The organism is Marinobacter shengliensis, from assembly GCF_003007715.1.
Classification (GTDB): domain Bacteria; phylum Pseudomonadota; class Gammaproteobacteria; order Pseudomonadales; family Oleiphilaceae; genus Marinobacter; species Marinobacter shengliensis.
Genome location: NZ_PXNO01000027.1, coordinates 732,075 through 747,922, shown reverse-complemented (window position 1 = coordinate 747,922; position 15,848 = coordinate 732,075). Strand labels below are relative to the sequence as shown.

Below are 15,848 nucleotides of genomic sequence, written 5' to 3'. Positions count from 1 at the left end.
CGTCTGCGGCAGCCGCCGAAGTGAACGGCGGCTTGGCAGAGGTAATGCAGAAATTACTGATAGTAGGCGTTTTCAGTGTTCGAGTGGTCGGTCACATCACGAACCGCAGTGATCTCCGGAACCCGCTCCTTGAGGGTTTTCTCAACACCCTGCTTAAGGGTCAGACTGACGGCGGAACAGCCCTGGCACCCGCCACCGAAACGCAGCACTGCCACCGACTCCTCAACGATCTCGACCAGCGATACATCACCGCCGTGGGCCGCCAGATTGGGGTTGATCTCAGACGCCAGCACGTAGTTCACCCGCTCAGGAAGGGGGGCGTCATCAGACACCTGGGGCACTTTGGCGTTCGGCGCCTTGATGGTCAACTGGCCGCCCATCTGGTCTTTGGAGTAGTCCACGTAGGCATCTTCCAGAAACGGTACCGAGTTATGGTCCAGGAACAGGGTGAATTTCTGCAGATCAACCTGCTCGTCTGTAGGGACGACTTCGTTTGGCGGGCAATAGGCCAGACAGGTCTCGGCATTGCGGGTACCCGGCTGGGTGACGAAAATACGAACGCCCATGCCCTCGACATCCTGCTTTTCAATCAGTTGCGCAAGATAATCCCTTGCGGAATCAGTGACAGTTACCAAAGCCATGCTTCCTACCTGTTTTCAAATGTAGTCTCTATTTTAGGAGAGTTCGCAGGAACTTAAAAGACCAAGTAAAATAGTCGGGCTTTAACAGGATAATGAATTGCACGTATAACCTCCCGCCAGGAACTTTGTGGTCAGTGCTTGATAATGATCATCTGTATTAAGACGTATACGTACAATTTTGCTATGATCCCGCGCCGTCCGAACAAACACGACGTTATTAATGACCCCGGAAGAATTCCCTATGACCGATCGTACTACCCGCCTGGACCAGCTTCATAAGGCCCTCAAGGAACGCATAATCATCCTCGATGGTGGCATGGGCACCATGATCCAGAACCAGAAGCTGGACGAAGCCGCATTCCGGGGCGACCGATTCAAGGATTTCGACCGGGACGTTCAGGGCAACAACGATCTCCTCAACCTGACCCAGCCGGCCCTGCTCCGCAATATCCACGCAGACTACCTGGATGCCGGCGCAGACATCATCGAAACCAACACTTTCAATTCCACCCGCCTTTCCCAGGCGGACTACGGCATGGAAGATCTGGCCCGTGAATTGAACGTGGAAGCGGCCAGGATCGCTCGGGAAATCGCTGATGAGTTCACCGCCCGCAATCCGGACAAACCACGGTTTGTTGCCGGCGCCGTGGGCCCTACATCGCGCACCGCCTCCATCTCACCAGACGTCAATAACCCGGGTTACCGGAATGTGGATTTCCAGACCCTGGTGGATAATTACTATGAAGCGGTATCCGGGCTGGTGGAAGGCGGCTCCGATCTGATCCTGATTGAAACCATTTTCGACACCCTGAACGCCAAGGCCGCCATTTACGCGACCCAGCAGTTCTTTGAGGACAACGGTTTTGAACTGCCGATTATGATCTCCGGCACCATTACCGACGCGTCCGGCCGAACCCTCTCTGGCCAGACCACCGAGGCCTTCTACAACTCCATCGCCCATGCAAAACCCATCTCAGTGGGTCTTAACTGCGCCCTGGGCGCGGATGCGTTGCGCCCCTATGTGGAAGAGCTGGCCAACAAGGCAGAAACCTATGTGTCAGCCCACCCCAACGCCGGGCTGCCCAACGAATTTGGCGAATACGACCAGACCCCCGAAGAAATGGCCGATATCATTGAGGGCTTCGCCAAGGACGGGTTTCTGAACATCATCGGGGGTTGTTGCGGTTCACGCCCGGATCACATTGAAGCCATTGCCAAGGCGGTATCCAAGTATCCGCCCCGGAAGATTCCCGACCGTCCCAAGGCACTGCGTCTGTCAGGCCTCGAACCCTTTACCGGTGACGAAAACACGCTGTTCATTAACGTGGGCGAACGCACCAATGTGACCGGCTCCAAGCGATTCTTGAGACTGATCAAGGAAGAACAGTACGAGGAAGCCCTGAGCGTGGCCCGGGACCAGGTGGAAAACGGCGCCCAGATCATCGATATCAACATGGACGAGGGCATGCTGGATTCAAGGGAGGTTATGGAGACCTTCCTGAAACTGGTGGCATCCGAACCTGACATTTCCCGCGTGCCGATCATGATCGATTCTTCCAAGTGGGAAGTGATCGAGGCCGGTCTTCGATGCATTCAGGGCAAGGCGGTGGTGAACTCCATCAGCCTCAAGGAAGGCGAGGAAGAGTTCATCAAGCGGGCAAAAGACTGCATGCGCTACGGTGCGGCCGTTGTGGTCATGGCCTTTGACGAAGACGGCCAGGCCGACACCTTCGAGCGTAAAACCGAGATCTGCAAACGCTCCTATGACGTGCTGACCGGCATCGGCTTTAACCCGGCCGACATTATTTTTGATCCGAACATCTTCGCCATCGCCACCGGCATCGAAGAGCACAACAACTATGCGGTGGACTTCATCAATGCCACCCGCTGGATCAGGGAAAACCTGCCCCACGCGTCCATCTCCGGTGGCGTGAGTAACGTCTCGTTTTCTTTCCGCGGTAACGATGCGGTGCGTGAGGCCATTCACTCCGTTTTCCTGTATCACGCGGTCAAGGCCGGCATGAACATGGGCATAGTGAACCCGGGCCAGTTGGTGATCTACGATGAGATCGAACCAGACCTGAAGGAATTGGTGGAAGACGTCGTCCTGAACCGCCGCGATGACTCAACAGATCGCTTGCTTGAGGCGGCCGAAAAGTTCAAAGGCAAAGGCGGCCAGACCAAAGAAGAAGACCTTGCCTGGCGTGAATGGCCCGTCGAGAAGCGTCTTGAGCATGCCCTGGTGAAAGGCATCACCAGTTACATTATTGACGACACCGAAGCTTGCCGGCAGAACGCCAATCACCCCATCGAAGTGATCGAAGGCCCGTTGATGGCGGGTATGAATGTGGTTGGTGACCTGTTCGGTGATGGCAAGATGTTCCTGCCCCAGGTGGTCAAGAGCGCCCGGGTAATGAAGCAGGCCGTCGCCCACTTGATCCCTTTCATCGAGGCTGAGAAAACAGAAGACCAGCAGGCCAAGGGCAAGATTCTGATGGCCACCGTGAAGGGCGACGTACACGACATTGGCAAGAACATCGTGGGCGTGGTCCTGCAGTGCAATAACTACGAAGTCATCGACCTAGGCGTGATGGTGCCCTGCGAGAAGATTCTGGACGTCGCAAAAAAAGAGAATGTCGACATTATTGGTCTGAGCGGCCTGATCACACCCTCGCTGGATGAAATGGTCCATGTTGCCCGGGAAATGCAGAGGCTGGATTTCAATATCCCGCTGATGATTGGCGGTGCCACCACCTCCAAAGCCCACACTGCGGTGAAGATCGAGCCCCAGTACAAGAACGACATTGCCCTGTATGTATCTGATGCCTCCCGGTGCGTAAACGTGGCCTCTCAGCTACTGAGCAAGACCGCAAAGCCCACGCTCGTGGAAGCCGCCCGTACCGAGTACGACGAGATCCGTGAGCGCCGCAAGAACCGTGGCGACCGTACAAAGCTGGTGTCAATGTCAGAAGCACGGGCACGGGCACCGGAACTCGATTTCGAGACTTACCAGCCACCGAAACCGGCCTTCACCGGGGTGCGGGCGTTCAACGATTACAACCTGAACGAACTGGTGGACTACATCGATTGGACGCCGTTTTTCATTTCCTGGGACATTGCCGGCAAGTACCCGGCAATCTTCGACGATCCGAAGCGGGGCGAAGCTGCACGCACCCTGTTCGACGACGCCCAGAAACTGCTCAAGAAGATGATCGAAGATAAACGCATCACCGCCAGAGGCGTGATTGGCTTCTGGCCGGCCAATCGTCGCGGAGACGACATTGTTGTTTACACAGACGAGTCCCGCACCGAGGAGCTGACTACCCTGCACCACCTTCGCCAGCAGGACGAAAAAGCGCCCGGCAAACCCATGATGGCCCTGTCTGATTTTGTGGCCCCTGAAGACTCCCACGTGGGTGACTATGTCGGCGGCTTTGCCGTAACCACCGGTATTGGGGTGGACGAACTGACCAAAGAGTTCAAGGATGCCCACGACGATTACAGCGCCATTATGGTCCAGGCCCTGGCAGACCGGCTTGCAGAAGCCTTTGCCGAGCGCATGCACGAACGGGTTCGCAAAGAATTCTGGGGCTATGCAACCGATGAACAGCTGGCCAACGATGACCTGATCAAGGAACGGTACCAGGGCATCCGCCCGGCCCCCGGCTATCCTGCCTGCCCTGACCATACAGAGAAAGCCACCCTGTTCAAACTGCTGGATGCAACGGCCAACACCAGCCTCCAGCTGACCGAACACTTTGCCATGTACCCAACGGCAGCGGTCTCTGGCTGGTACTTTGCCCACCCGGAATCCAAATACTTTGCCGTCGGCAAAATTGGCGTAGACCAGGTTGAAGACTATGCTGAACGAAAAGGGCTGTCCAAAGCAGAAGCTGAGCGCTGGCTGATGCCCAGCCTGGCCTACGATCCGGCCGAATAAATCAGGGTGACTCAATGAACGATATGGCTGACAACAACAATAACAGCAGCAAGAAAAAGCCCGGTTCGCCGGGCGTTCTGAAAATCATGCAAAGTATCCTCGCCGGCGCTTTGGGGGTGCAGTCTGAAAAGCGCCGACAAGAGGATTTTGCCAGCCACAGCCCGGTGCCCTACATCATTGCCGGGCTGCTGTTTGGCGCTGCGTTTGTGGGCGGGCTGATACTGGTGGTAAAGGTGGTGCTGGCAGGCCAGTAGCACTACTGGCCGGCAACCCACACTACTGCAAAGGCAACAGCCAGCAACACCAGTAACACTGCTGCAACGGCATCGACCTGGCTATCTGAATCCGCTGTCTTTTTCATAGCTTACTCCTCGGTTATCCAGTCTTGTTGTTGTTTCAGTACCCGGCTTTTATTAAAGCAGGAAATTGATATTCGTCCAGTCCTGCCCGCCGCTGCTGATTTTCCTGCTTATCACCTGAATCGATAATGATATTTTGAAATAATCATTTTAAGAATAAAAACCCAGTGATATCCTCCGCTTCAGGAATAAGGCCCAATGTCATTTTGGCGCCATTCAACAACCGCATTTCAGAAGTTACCAGGCAGGACGTTACCCTATGTACGTTTATGATGAGCACGACCGGCAAATTGCCGCGGAACGTGTCGCACAGTTTCGGGACCAAACCGAGCGGGCCCTGGCGGGCGAGCTGGCGGAAGAAGAGTTTCTTCCACTTCGTCTGCAGAACGGTCTCTACGTTCAGCGTCTTGCACCCATGCTGCGTATCTGTGTGCCCTATGGCATGCTCCGTTCAGACCAGATCCGCCGCCTGGCCCGCATCACCCGTGATTACGACAAGGGTTATGCGCATTTTACAACCCGTACCAACATCCAGCTGAACTGGCCAAACCTGGAAGACGTTCCGGATATCCTGGCCGAACTGGCCGAAGTGGAAATGCATGCCAACCAGACCAGCGGTAACTGCATCCGTAACACCACCACAGACCAGTTCTCCGGTGTTCAGGCCGATGAAATCGCCGACCCTCGCCCTTACTGCGAGATTATCCGGCAGTGGTCTACCTTCCACCCGGAGTTCGCTTTCCTGCCCCGCAAATTCAAGGTGGCGGTTAATGCCTCCGAAAAGACGGACCGGGCAGCCATTCAGGTACACGATATCGGCCTGCAACTGGTCCGGAATGATCAGGGTGAGCTGGGCTTCCGGGTACACGTAGGTGGCGGCCTGGGCCGCACGCCCATGGTGGGGCCAGTCATTCGGGAATTCCTGCCGGAACTCGACCTTCTGACTTACCTGGAGGCGGTCCTGCGGGTCTATAACCGTTACGGCCGGCGCGACAACAAGTTCAAGGCACGCATCAAGATTCTGGTGAAGGCACTGACCCCGGAAGGTTTCGCCGAGAAAGTCGAAGCTGAATGGGCACACATCAAAGATTCCCCGACTCGGCTGACCCCGGAAGCGATCCGCAAATTCCAGGGCTATTTCACCGAGCCTGACTACGAGACACTGGAGAACGCCACTGCCCTGCTGAGTGAGCAACGATTTGAGAACCGCGAATTCGACAAGTGGCTGACTCACAACGTCAGCGAGCACAAGAAGCCCGGCTATGCCAGTGTCACCCTGACCCTGAAAAAAACCGGGACCCCGCCGGGTGACGTGACCGATTATCAGCTTGAGCAGATTGCCGACCTGGCGGACCAGTTCAGCTTTGGTGAGGCCCGCGCGACACACGAGCAGAATGTGGTTCTGGCCGATGTTCGCCAGGACCAGCTGTTCGAGCTCTGGCAGCGCCTCGTTCCCTTGGGCTTTGCCACTGCCAACCTGAACACCCTGACCGACGTCATCTGCTGCCCGGGCGGCGATTTCTGCGCCCTGGCCAACGCCAAATCGATTCCCGTTGCAGAGGCTATCCAGCGTCGCTTTGATGATCTGGATTACCTGTACGACCTCGGCCCCATCGACCTCAACATCTCCGGCTGCATGAATGCCTGTGGCCACCACCACGTTGGTAACATTGGCGTGCTGGGCGTTGACAAGAAAGGCGAAGAGTTCTACCAGATCAGTCTCGGTGGCGACTCCCATCATGACGCCGCCATTGGCAAGATTCTGGGGCCCTCGTTTGCAAGGAACCAGATGCCCGAAGTGATTGCCAAGATCATTGATGTATATGTCGACAAACGGAGCGAGGAAGAAACCTTCCTGGATACCTATCGCCGTGTTGGTATTGAACCATTCAAGGAGCGGGTCTATGCCTGATGTAATCGCTGCTGACGGCAGCATCCGTAACGACAGCTGGGTGGTCGTAGACCGCCCTGCCGAGGGTGAATCCCTCAATGTAGCCGCAGGCCAGCCTGCGCTGATTCCCGCGGATCTGTGGCTTGCAGGCTACGAGCACTACGTAGGCCGGGATGATATCGGAATCTGGTTCGACAGCCATGACGAGCCCGAAATGCTCGGGGAAAAGGTTAAGGAATTACCGTTGATTGCGGTGAACTTTCCACGCTTTGTGGATGGCCGGGGTTACAGTATCGCCCGCCTGCTGCGGGAAAGGTTTGGCTACCAGGGAGAGCTGAGAGCTATCGGAGATGTACTGCTGGACCAGTTGCAGTTCATGAAACGGTGCGGCTTCGATTCCTACGTGCTGCGGGCCGACAAGGACATCAGCAAGGCAGCTCGCTGCCTGAACTTCTTCAGCCAGGCCTACCAGGCTGCCACCGATACCGACCAGCCCCTGTTCCGTCGCAGGGCTTCCTGAGCGATCACGGGTGGGCGCAGAGCGTTAAACTCTCTGCGCCCGACCCTGACTTACTGAATTTTCTGATTACGGAAAGCACTGAGCACCCGCCAAACGGTATGCTCAAGCGCCGCACTGGTGGCCAGGCCAAGCCGTTCCGGCAGGGTTCTCTTACGCTGGAATGACACCGAGACCACCTCACCCCGATCGCAGGCCTCGATCAGGTATTCGTCCGACGTCTTGATATCGTCAATGAGCTTGACCTCAAGGGCACGCTTGCCAAACCAGATGTCGCCATTGGCCACCGCCTGGATATCCAGCGCAGGGCGCCGCTCGCTGACGTATTCCTTGAACAGGCCGTGGGTATCTTCAAGGTCCGCGAGAAATTTCTGCCGGCCCTTTTCGGTGTTCTCTCCAAACACGGTTAGTGTGCGCTTGTGCTCACCGGCGGTCAGCACTTCAAAATCCACATCGTTCTTCTGCAGAAAACGATGGAAGTTCGGCAGCTGGGCAACCACACCAATCGAACCCAGGACTGCAAAGGGCGACGCAATGATCTTGTCGGCAACGCAAGCCATCATGTAACCACCGCTGGCCGCCACCTTGTCTACGCAGGCCGTCAGGGGAACCCCTTTACTGCGAATCCGGTCTAGCTGTGCGGCTGCCAGACCATAGGCGTGCACGAGGCCGCCACCGCTTTCCAGGCGAACCACCACCTCGTCTGTCTCCGGGTTGGCGACACTGAGCACCGCAGAGACCGACCGCCTGAGCGTGTCGGTATCGCTGGCTTTGATGTCGCCATCGAAGTCGATGACATAGATGCGTGGTTTGGAGGCCTTTTCTTCCTCAGCGGTTTTATCCTGTTTGGCCGATTTTTTCTCGGCTTTCTCTTCTTTTTTCTTTTGTTTCTGCCAGGCCTTGTGTTCGGCGTCTGACATCAACCGGGACTGGATGGATTCTTTCAGTTTCCGGTACTGGTCGTTCAGTTTGCGAATTTTGAGCTCGCCCTCTCCTTCATGATCACTCCGGTCCCGCTGGGTGGCGGAGAAAATCACCGAGGCCAGAATGATGGCGGCCACCACGAAGGTCACCACTTTAGCGAGGAAAAGTCCGTATTCGGTCAGAAATTCCAAAATGCAGTCTCCAGACGTCGTTGCAAAGCCATGAGTGTACCCCCTCACAGGGGGCGTGATAAGTCCAAAAGAAAATTAAAACAAGCGTTCGATCAAGCTTGACACAACCGTGTTCTAACCATAAAGTCGGATGGCGAGGTCGGCGCTACCCGGGCTATCAAACAGACTTCTGAGGCCAGGGATTCCAAGCCGTCACCATGACAAGACAACCACTCAAAAGGGTAAAACAATGTCTGTAGCTCAGGTATTTGAAAAACTCGAACAGAATTTCAACGCAGACGCGGCACAAGGCCTGGATCTGGTGTTCCAGTTCGACATCGAAGATGACAAAACCTACCACCTGGTGATCAACGACGGCACTTGCAAGCTGCACGAAGGCGCGAACGACGATCCTTCCGTTACCCTGATCATGAACTCCGACACCCTGCAGGGTATCGTTTCCGGCGAAACCGACGGCATGCAGGCATTCATGGCTGGTCAGCTGCGCGCCGAAGGCGACATGATGCTGGCAACCAAGCTGGGTGAACTGTTCAAGATGGGCTAAGCCCCGCTTAACAGGCCATAAAAAAAACCTGCGCAAGTCGCAGGTTTTTTTTGGTCGCTTCAACGACTCCGAAGCCGTTATTACAGCCCGACGTCGCCCAATGATGACTCCGCCAGTTTCAGCAGGTCGCTGTTGCTCTCTTCGCGGCGGCCAATGCTTTCAATGTAGTACTCCAGCGACGTAAGCGCGTCCGCCAGCGCTTCAAGCACCTGAGGTGCCGGCGCTTCCCTCGCATCCAGTAGCTGCTCCTGAATGGATGCCGCTACCCGCGCAATGACACTGGCAGCGTGGGGGTCGTTCACCATCTGCAAACCACCCCAGATACTGCGCAGGGTGCCCGGCAGGTTGGCCAGGTGCAACTTGTCGTAGTCGGATTCGATAAACGCGGTAATGGCACGCTTGGCCAGGGTCAGGGCGCTACGCGCCTCGTCTGCAACCACCCAGATGGCTTCCTGCAGGTAGACGGACTCGTCCCGCTTGCGTTCACTGCCTGCCAACGCATCGGTCTCCGAGGTAATACCTCGAATGACGATCTGCATGACGGCATCCTCCACCCCCAGCACCGAATCGGCCAGGCGATAGAGTTCTTCCTCTGCCGGCAGGCGCTTCTCCTCCTCCCACTGACGGAGTTTCGTCGCTTCCTCACGGGCAATACCGGCCAGGCGATTGAGATCGAGCATCACCAGGGTGTTCGCCAGGCGCTCGAGGGCGTCAGCGATGGACGCCAGCTCGGCCAGGTCTGGCTCAATACCCCGTTCGATGATGTCCAGCTTATCCTTCAGTTGGTTGAGCTCTTCCTGCAGCGCTTCCGACAAGGATTTCAGTACATCCGAACCCGGGCCGTACAGCCGGCGCGAATGGGCTTCAAGGATAGCATCGGGAAACTCAGAGGGCGCCAGCCGGTAGGCGGAAAGAACGCTCGCCACCTCGGGATTAGCGGACCCGCTGCGGTACAAAAGGTAGACAAGGTCTTTGATGACCGAGTCAGGGGCATCTTTGGTGGTGGCCACTTTGCCAACGTACACCACTTCGCGGGCATACTTCTCTATTCGCATAAGCAGACGTTTGCGGGCTTTATTGAAGCCCATGGCCCGGTCCAGCATGGTGTCTGCAACCACAGACAGCAAACACCACATCTGTCCCATTGGCGCGCCCCGACAAAGCCTGGCAAAGCCACGGGAAGCTCTGGCCACCAGCTTTTTGCTGACCACCTCATTTCGCTCACGAAGAATGCCAAGCAGAGCGACCTGTAGGGTCAGGCGCATACGCCTGGCGAGAATTTCGTATTCGGCATCGCCGCCTTCAAGCGGCTGAAGCGAGAGCCCGGAGCAGAAATCCGGACGCTCTTTCACATCCACATCAAAGAAACAGGATTCGGGATAGGGTTTCTCGCGCCGCGCCTCGCGCAGATCATTGATCACCGGAAGCAGCAGTTCCGGATGGTCTTCCCGTTGCTGGTGGTAATATTCAACGTAGCGACGCAAGATAAACAGGGCGCTGTTGAGGGTCGTCAGCAGAATGTTCTTGTCGTCATTGGCGCCAACGGGCACGTCGTTGGCCAGGTTTACTGCCTCCTGACACAGCAGGGTTCCACCACGCAATTCCACCAGAATGAAGATGCCCCGCAACTGATTGAGATAATCAACACAGTTCTGCAGGTCTTCCCCACTCTCACGATTTTCCTGAAAGCGCTCAAGGCTGGATTCTGCCTGTTTGATGGTCTGTTCGATTTCGCTTTTGACCAAATCAAACGACTGCGATTTCGTCGCCAGAGACGATTGAACCATAAACGCTTCCTGTTACTTTGCGGAGACTACCGCATCCTGTTCGTGAACTAATGCCGGGGACATGGGGCCGGCGTTTGTTATGGGCCATGCACCCTGCCGGCCAACATTCAGCTCGCAGAAAACTGGCGAACTTATCATTACTTATAACATAAAACTCAAGTACCTCAAGAAAGGCGGAATGTAACAAATGGTACACCCTGACGTGGTTCTCATTCCGATTGCTGTAATTTGCTCCAGACGGTGTGGCCGGCCTGCTTCTCCATCATCGCCAGAAATTCTTCATGGGCCGAGGCCTCGGCGTCATCAGCACGGATCACAGCCAAAGCCGGTCGGTTGCCAGTCAGGCGGCGGATGCCACCGGCAGTTCCATCATCGCCAGCCCCGGCATCCAGGGATAACGCTGTTTGCCCGCCGGTCATCAACAAATAAACGTCAGCCAGAATCTCCGCATCCAGCAACGCGCCGTGCAGTTCCCGGTTACTGTTATCTACTCCGTAGCGTTTGCACAGGGCATCCAGGTTGTTCTTCTGACCCGGATGCTTGGCCCGGGCGATGGCGAGCGAGTCGACGATGCCGCAGTGGTCAGCGGTTTTCCGGACCGGCTTGAGGCGCGCGAACTCGGCGTCCATGAAGCCGACGTCAAAAGCCGCGTTATGTATAACCAGCTCCGCACCCTTGATAAACTCGAAAAATTCGTCGGCAATTTCGGCGAACCTGGGTTTGTCGGTCAGAAACTCATTGGTGATGCCGTGAACGGTGATAGCTTCGGCCTCAACCTCCCGTTCTGGATTGATGTAGACGTGGTAATTACGGCCCGTCAGCTCACGCTCAATGACTTCAACGCAGCCAATCTCGATAATGCGGTGGCCGTCGTTCGGGTCGATACCCGTGGTTTCGGTATCCAGTACGATCTGTCTCATGTCTCTGTGCTCTCTGTTTCCGTCGTCGCCCACGCCACAGGCCGCGTCAGGCGCTGGTCAGTTCGTCAACGCCACGGTTGGCCAGTTCATCCGCAAGCTCGTTGTCGGGGTTACCGGAATGGCCCTTGACCCAGTGCCAGTTCACCTTGTGTCGTGCCGTTTCGGTGTCCAACTCTTGCCATAAGTCGGCGTTCTTGACTGGCTTCTTCGCCGAATTCTTCCAGCCGTTTCGCTTCCAGCCCGCCATCCATTCCGTGATGCCCTTACGGACATACTGGGAGTCTGTATACAGCTCAACCTCACATGCACGGTTCAGGGCCCTCAAACCGCGAATAGCGGCCATAAGCTCCATACGGTTGTTCGTGGTCTGGCGCTCACCACCATGCAGGGTCTTGCAGGCATCTCCGTATCGCAAAACCACACCCCACCCACCGGGACCAGGATTGCCTTTACAGGCACCATCGGTGTACATCACCACCTTGCCAGCCATTTACTCTCCCAATTATTCATTGATTCTCTGTCGCGCCAGCGCTCTGGCTTGAACACCCCCGCGAGGCACCCACCGTGCCGGGCATCGAGATCACTTTGCTCTTGCGCCAGGGCGCCCGCCTGCGGATGGGGGCGTACACACGCTTGCGGGCAAGGATACAGTAATACGCGCCGACCGGCAGGAAATGACCGTTCTCATTCAGGGTACGGTGATTCCTGGTGGTGTAGCCTTCCTTTCTCTGAACCGGCAGGGTGCAAAAATGGGTGCAGGAGGTCTCAAGCTCAAAGCCGAGCAGCCGGAGCCAATCCTCCATCCGTGAACGCATCAGGAAGCGCCCCCCCCAGGGCCCTTGATGATGTCTTGAAAGCAGACGCCTGACACCCCAAAGGCTCAGTGGATTGAATCCAATCAGCGCAATACGCCCCTCGCCCCTCAACACCCGGGCCGATTCCCGTAATACCTCGTGGGGATCCGGGGAGAAATCCGCTGTGTGGTGCAGTATCACCAGATCCATGGAGTCCCCTGGAAACGGCAGTTCGTCAGCATCACACACTGCTACACCATCCGGCATCTGCGGGTGCCAGCCAGGCGTGGTGATGATTTTCTGGACGAAATCGGCACCGCTGGCAAGCGGCAGCCTGTGGCTTAGCCCCACCTGCAGTTGCCGGGCCCCGGCCAGGCCCTCGAATGCATGATCAAGTACCCGGCGCTGGCTGGCCAGCAACGATCTGCCAAGCGGAGTCTGGAACCAGCGCTCAAAACTCTCATGCCTTTGTGAGTAGTCCACCGCCCCTGAGGCGCCCAATCTGAATCTCTGCATTAACCGGATTCCCCTGCACCGCCTTTTGTTCCCGGCTCACGAACGACCCTTGGGATAGAAACGGCGTTGGACTATCATAACAGCCACATCCAAAGAGCACATGGGGTCATGCATGTTCGATATCCAGGCCATTCCTGCGTTTTCCGACAACTATATCTGGTGCCTCTGCGACCGGTCATCCGGCAAAGCGCTGGTGGTAGACCCTGGGCAGGCCCAGCCAGTGGAAGACTACCTGGAAAGTCAGCAGCTGGTTCTGGATACCATACTGGTCACCCACCACCACCCCGACCACACCGGCGGCATCGCCAGCCTGGCAAAGACCTTTCCGGATGTTCGCATAACGGGCCCGGAGGATTCCCCCTTCAAGGGCACCACCAACCCGATCCATCCCGGTGACGAAGTGGTCTGGCAAGGCCTGACCTTCGAGGTCATGGCAGTACCGGGCCACACTCTCGACCATGTTGCCTACTACTCGGAAACTGAGATTAATGATCGCCCTGTGCTGTTCTGCGGCGACACGCTCTTCGTTTGCGGCTGCGGGAGGCTGTTCGAGGGCAAACCCGAGCAGATGCGACAGTCTCTCGAGTCGTTGCGCGCCCTGCCCGATCAGACCGGGGTTTACTGTGCACACGAATACACCCTGGCCAATCTCAGGTTTGCCCGCAGCTGGTTGCCAGACGACAAAGCCCTCGAGCAGTTTGAGCAGGACTGTCAGGCCAGGAGGAACCGTGGTGAGCCGACCGTACCCTCCAGTATTGGCGCAGAAAAAACCCTGAACCCGTTTATGCGCTGGGACCAGCCGGAAGTGATCGAAAGTGCCCGGCAATATGCTGCAAGGCAGGGTTTGCCATGCGATTCAGCGGATGCGGTGTTCGCGGCCATTCGACACGGCAAGGACCATTTCTGAGCTGTTAATGCTTGAGTTCTTAACATTTCTTCTCACAGCCGTAACATCAGCCGTATTGACCCCCGGAAAAGGGCTCCCATAGAATCCAAGCCTGTTTGTTACCGTAACTCATTAATGTGCCGGGTTTCTGTCCATACCCGGCCAATACCCGGAAGCTGTGTTTATGTCGGTGAAACGATTGTCTTATGTGCTGATTGCCAGCACCCTCCTCTCAGGTTGCAGCACCAGTCAGGTTCTTGAAAACTGGCACACTCCGTCAGCCTGGTTTGGCGAAGACAACAACACCGCAGACAGCAACAACCCCCTGGATTCTGACGAAGTCGTTGTTGCGCAGGGCGACGAGGGCCTTAAGAAATCGGTTGCATCCGGAAACGGTGATCAGGCCAGCGACGCACCGCTGGACGACGCCATCGCCCCCGAACTGCGCAAGCAAGCCAGGGAAGCGCGGGAGAAACTGGATAACCCCCGTAGCAGCCAGGACGTTGCCACTTCGGAATCCGATTTATGGGACCGGCTTCGGGCCGGATTCCAGATGGACCACTCCGTTGACAACGCCCGGGTTCAGGCACAGCTGGACTGGTATGCCCGCCACCCCCGCTACATTGACCGGGTGGTTGAACGTGGCTCCCGATACCTCTACCACATCCTGGAAGAAACCGAAAAACGTGGTCTACCCAACGAACTCGCACTGCTGCCCATTGTTGAAAGTGCCTTTGACCCCTTCGCCTATTCACACGGGCGGGCTGCGGGTTTGTGGCAGTTCATCCCGTCGACCGGCAAGTATTTCGGGTTGACTCAAAGCTGGTGGCACGATGACCGCCGGGATGTCATTGCGGCAACCGACGCAGCCCTGACGTACCTTGACCGCCTGGCCAACCGCTTTGACGGCGATTACACCCTGGCCCTGGCTGCCTACAACGCGGGTGGCGGCACAGTATCCAGCTCCATTCGCCGTAACCGCAACGCCGGTAAGTCCACAGACTACTGGTCGCTGAGCCTGCCCACCGAGACCCGGCACTACGTACCCAAGCTGATTGCGCTGGCCAAGATCTTTGACGACCCAGAAGCCTATGGCATCGAGTTGCCTGCCCTGAAGAACGAACCGTTTTTCGAGGTGGTTGATACTGGCTCGCAACTGGATATCGCTCAGGCCGCAGAACTTGCTGGCGTCGAAATCAATGAAATCTATTTGCTCAACCCCTCCTATAACCGCTGGGCCACCAATCCGGATGGCCCTCACCGGCTGCTGGTTCCGGTCGAGAAAGCCGAGGGCTTCCGTACAGCGCTTGCCGATTTCCCGACCGAGCAGCGGGTGTCCTGGCAGAATTACCGGGTGCAGAAAGGCGATAGCCTGAACACCATCGCCCGAAAGTTTTCGACAACACCTTCCGTCATCCAGCAGGTTAACAAGCTGAACAGCGATCTCATCCGCATCGGCCAACAGCTGCTGATTCCCTCGGCCACCAAGGGTTCGGAGACCTATGCGCTGAGCCAGAGCCAGCGCCTGCAACGCACCCAGGAGCGGCAACGGGATGGCAACAAGGTTAACTACACGGTCCGCCGTGGCGATACCTTCTGGGACATTGCCCGGGAACACCGGGTTTCGGTACGGGAAGTGGCGGCCTGGAACGGTATGGCGCCGGGCGACCCACTGATCCCGGGCAAACAACTGGTGATCTGGTCTAAAACCGCACAACCCACCAAGAATGTTGCCAGTAGCCAGCGGGACAGCGCCATGGTTCGCAAGGTGGGATATCGTGTGCGCCAGGGTGACTCGCTGTCTGCCATTGCAAGCCGCTTCTCGGTGAATGTGCGGGATATCGCATCATGGAACGATCTTAATACCAACCGTTATCTGCAACCCGGCCAAAGTCTGGTACTCTACGTGGACATAAGAAACAGCCCATAACGTGCGAG

The 15,848-nt window shown here is 56.7% G+C and carries 13 protein-coding genes; 7 read left to right on the top strand and 6 right to left on the bottom strand.

From position 1 onward, the window contains the following. Nucleotides 1-53 precede the first annotated feature (53 nt). Nucleotides 54-641: a Fe-S biogenesis protein NfuA gene (nfuA, locus tag C7H10_RS16525; RefSeq protein ID WP_058089746.1), complete on the bottom strand. Its 588-nt coding sequence runs from the start codon at nucleotides 639-641 to the stop codon at nucleotides 54-56. Between the two features lie 241 nt (nucleotides 642-882). On the opposite strand from nfuA, the gene metH reads away from it, so the two are divergent. The 4 genes from metH to C7H10_RS16505 all read left to right on the top strand — a co-directional run bounded on the left by metH (nucleotide 883) and on the right by C7H10_RS16505 (nucleotide 7,351). Next, nucleotides 883-4,581 (top strand): methionine synthase, encoded by a 3,699-nt coding sequence (gene metH, locus C7H10_RS16520; protein WP_106695719.1) that lies wholly within the window; start codon nucleotides 883-885, stop codon nucleotides 4,579-4,581. A gap of 14 nt (nucleotides 4,582-4,595) precedes the next feature. Further along, nucleotides 4,596-4,835, top strand: coding sequence for a DUF2970 domain-containing protein (locus C7H10_RS16515; protein ID WP_082780601.1), 240 nt, complete (start codon nucleotides 4,596-4,598; stop codon nucleotides 4,833-4,835). 364 nt (nucleotides 4,836-5,199) lie between these two features. Then, nucleotides 5,200-6,852, top strand: coding sequence for a nitrite/sulfite reductase (locus C7H10_RS16510; RefSeq protein ID WP_106695718.1), 1,653 nt, complete (start codon nucleotides 5,200-5,202; stop codon nucleotides 6,850-6,852). After that, nucleotides 6,845-7,351: a DUF934 domain-containing protein gene (locus tag C7H10_RS16505; RefSeq protein WP_106695717.1), complete on the top strand. Its 507-nt coding sequence runs from the start codon at nucleotides 6,845-6,847 to the stop codon at nucleotides 7,349-7,351. Before C7H10_RS16510 ends, C7H10_RS16505 begins: the two co-directional genes overlap by 8 nt. A 50-nt stretch (nucleotides 7,352-7,401) precedes the next feature. Here the strand turns inward: C7H10_RS16505 and sohB are convergent, their stop codons facing one another. Further along, complete coding sequence (gene sohB / locus C7H10_RS16500; protein ID WP_106695716.1) at nucleotides 7,402-8,463, bottom strand: protease SohB; 1,062 nt, start codon at nucleotides 8,461-8,463, stop codon at nucleotides 7,402-7,404. A 229-nt stretch (nucleotides 8,464-8,692) separates the two neighbouring features. Here sohB and C7H10_RS16495 point away from each other — a divergent pair, with 229 nt between their 5' ends. Continuing rightward, nucleotides 8,693-9,007 (top strand): SCP2 sterol-binding domain-containing protein, encoded by a 315-nt coding sequence (locus tag C7H10_RS16495; protein WP_061332831.1) that lies wholly within the window; start codon nucleotides 8,693-8,695, stop codon nucleotides 9,005-9,007. An 80-nt stretch (nucleotides 9,008-9,087) separates the two neighbouring features. Here C7H10_RS16495 and C7H10_RS16490 read toward each other — a convergent pair whose 3' ends face one another. The 4 genes from C7H10_RS16490 to C7H10_RS16475 form a co-directional block, all read right to left on the bottom strand. Then, the gene (locus C7H10_RS16490) at nucleotides 9,088-10,794 is read right to left on the bottom strand and encodes a FimL-related protein (RefSeq protein WP_106695715.1); all 1,707 of its coding nucleotides are present in this window, start codon (nucleotides 10,792-10,794) and stop codon (nucleotides 9,088-9,090) included. 209 nt (nucleotides 10,795-11,003) lie between these two features. After that, nucleotides 11,004-11,747 carry a DNA polymerase III subunit epsilon gene (gene dnaQ / locus C7H10_RS16485; RefSeq protein WP_266094473.1) on the bottom strand — a complete coding sequence of 248 codons (744 nt, stop codon included), beginning with the start codon at nucleotides 11,745-11,747 and terminating at the stop codon, nucleotides 11,004-11,006. A 13-nt stretch (nucleotides 11,748-11,760) separates the two neighbouring features. Beyond that, a complete protein-coding gene (gene rnhA / locus C7H10_RS16480; RefSeq protein WP_061332824.1) occupies nucleotides 11,761-12,204 on the bottom strand; it encodes a ribonuclease HI in 444 nt (147 codons plus the stop codon). A gap of 16 nt (nucleotides 12,205-12,220) precedes the next feature. Continuing rightward, nucleotides 12,221-13,024 carry a class I SAM-dependent methyltransferase gene (locus C7H10_RS16475; RefSeq protein ID WP_106695713.1) on the bottom strand — a complete coding sequence of 268 codons (804 nt, stop codon included), beginning with the start codon at nucleotides 13,022-13,024 and terminating at the stop codon, nucleotides 12,221-12,223. A 112-nt stretch (nucleotides 13,025-13,136) separates the two neighbouring features. On the opposite strand from C7H10_RS16475, the gene gloB reads away from it, so the two are divergent. Together gloB and C7H10_RS16465 are read left to right on the top strand one after the other, a co-directional pair. Then, a complete protein-coding gene (gene gloB, locus C7H10_RS16470) occupies nucleotides 13,137-13,931 on the top strand; it encodes a hydroxyacylglutathione hydrolase (protein ID WP_061332820.1) in 795 nt (264 codons plus the stop codon). A gap of 163 nt (nucleotides 13,932-14,094) precedes the next feature. Beyond that, complete coding sequence (locus C7H10_RS16465; RefSeq protein WP_106695712.1) at nucleotides 14,095-15,840, top strand: LysM peptidoglycan-binding domain-containing protein; 1,746 nt, start codon at nucleotides 14,095-14,097, stop codon at nucleotides 15,838-15,840. The last annotated feature ends 8 nt before the right edge of the window (nucleotides 15,841-15,848 follow it).

What these genes read in the sequence shown, in the direction of transcription:
- nfuA (WP_058089746.1), bottom strand. Translation starts at nt 641, where the DNA reads ATGGCTTTGGTAACTGTCACTGATTCCGCAAGGGATTATCTTGCGCAA.
- metH (WP_106695719.1), top strand. Translation starts at nt 883, where the DNA reads ATGACCGATCGTACTACCCGCCTGGACCAGCTTCATAAGGCCCTCAAG.
- C7H10_RS16515 (WP_082780601.1), top strand. Translation starts at nt 4,596, where the DNA reads ATGAACGATATGGCTGACAACAACAATAACAGCAGCAAGAAAAAGCCC.
- C7H10_RS16510 (WP_106695718.1), top strand. Translation starts at nt 5,200, where the DNA reads ATGTACGTTTATGATGAGCACGACCGGCAAATTGCCGCGGAACGTGTC.
- C7H10_RS16505 (WP_106695717.1), top strand. Translation starts at nt 6,845, where the DNA reads ATGCCTGATGTAATCGCTGCTGACGGCAGCATCCGTAACGACAGCTGG.
- C7H10_RS16495 (WP_061332831.1), top strand. Translation starts at nt 8,693, where the DNA reads ATGTCTGTAGCTCAGGTATTTGAAAAACTCGAACAGAATTTCAACGCA.
- C7H10_RS16490 (WP_106695715.1), bottom strand. Translation starts at nt 10,794, where the DNA reads ATGGTTCAATCGTCTCTGGCGACGAAATCGCAGTCGTTTGATTTGGTC.
- rnhA (WP_061332824.1), bottom strand. Translation starts at nt 12,204, where the DNA reads ATGGCTGGCAAGGTGGTGATGTACACCGATGGTGCCTGTAAAGGCAAT.
- C7H10_RS16475 (WP_106695713.1), bottom strand. Translation starts at nt 13,024, where the DNA reads ATGCAGAGATTCAGATTGGGCGCCTCAGGGGCGGTGGACTACTCACAA.
- gloB (WP_061332820.1), top strand. Translation starts at nt 13,137, where the DNA reads ATGTTCGATATCCAGGCCATTCCTGCGTTTTCCGACAACTATATCTGG.
- C7H10_RS16465 (WP_106695712.1), top strand. Translation starts at nt 14,095, where the DNA reads ATGTCGGTGAAACGATTGTCTTATGTGCTGATTGCCAGCACCCTCCTC.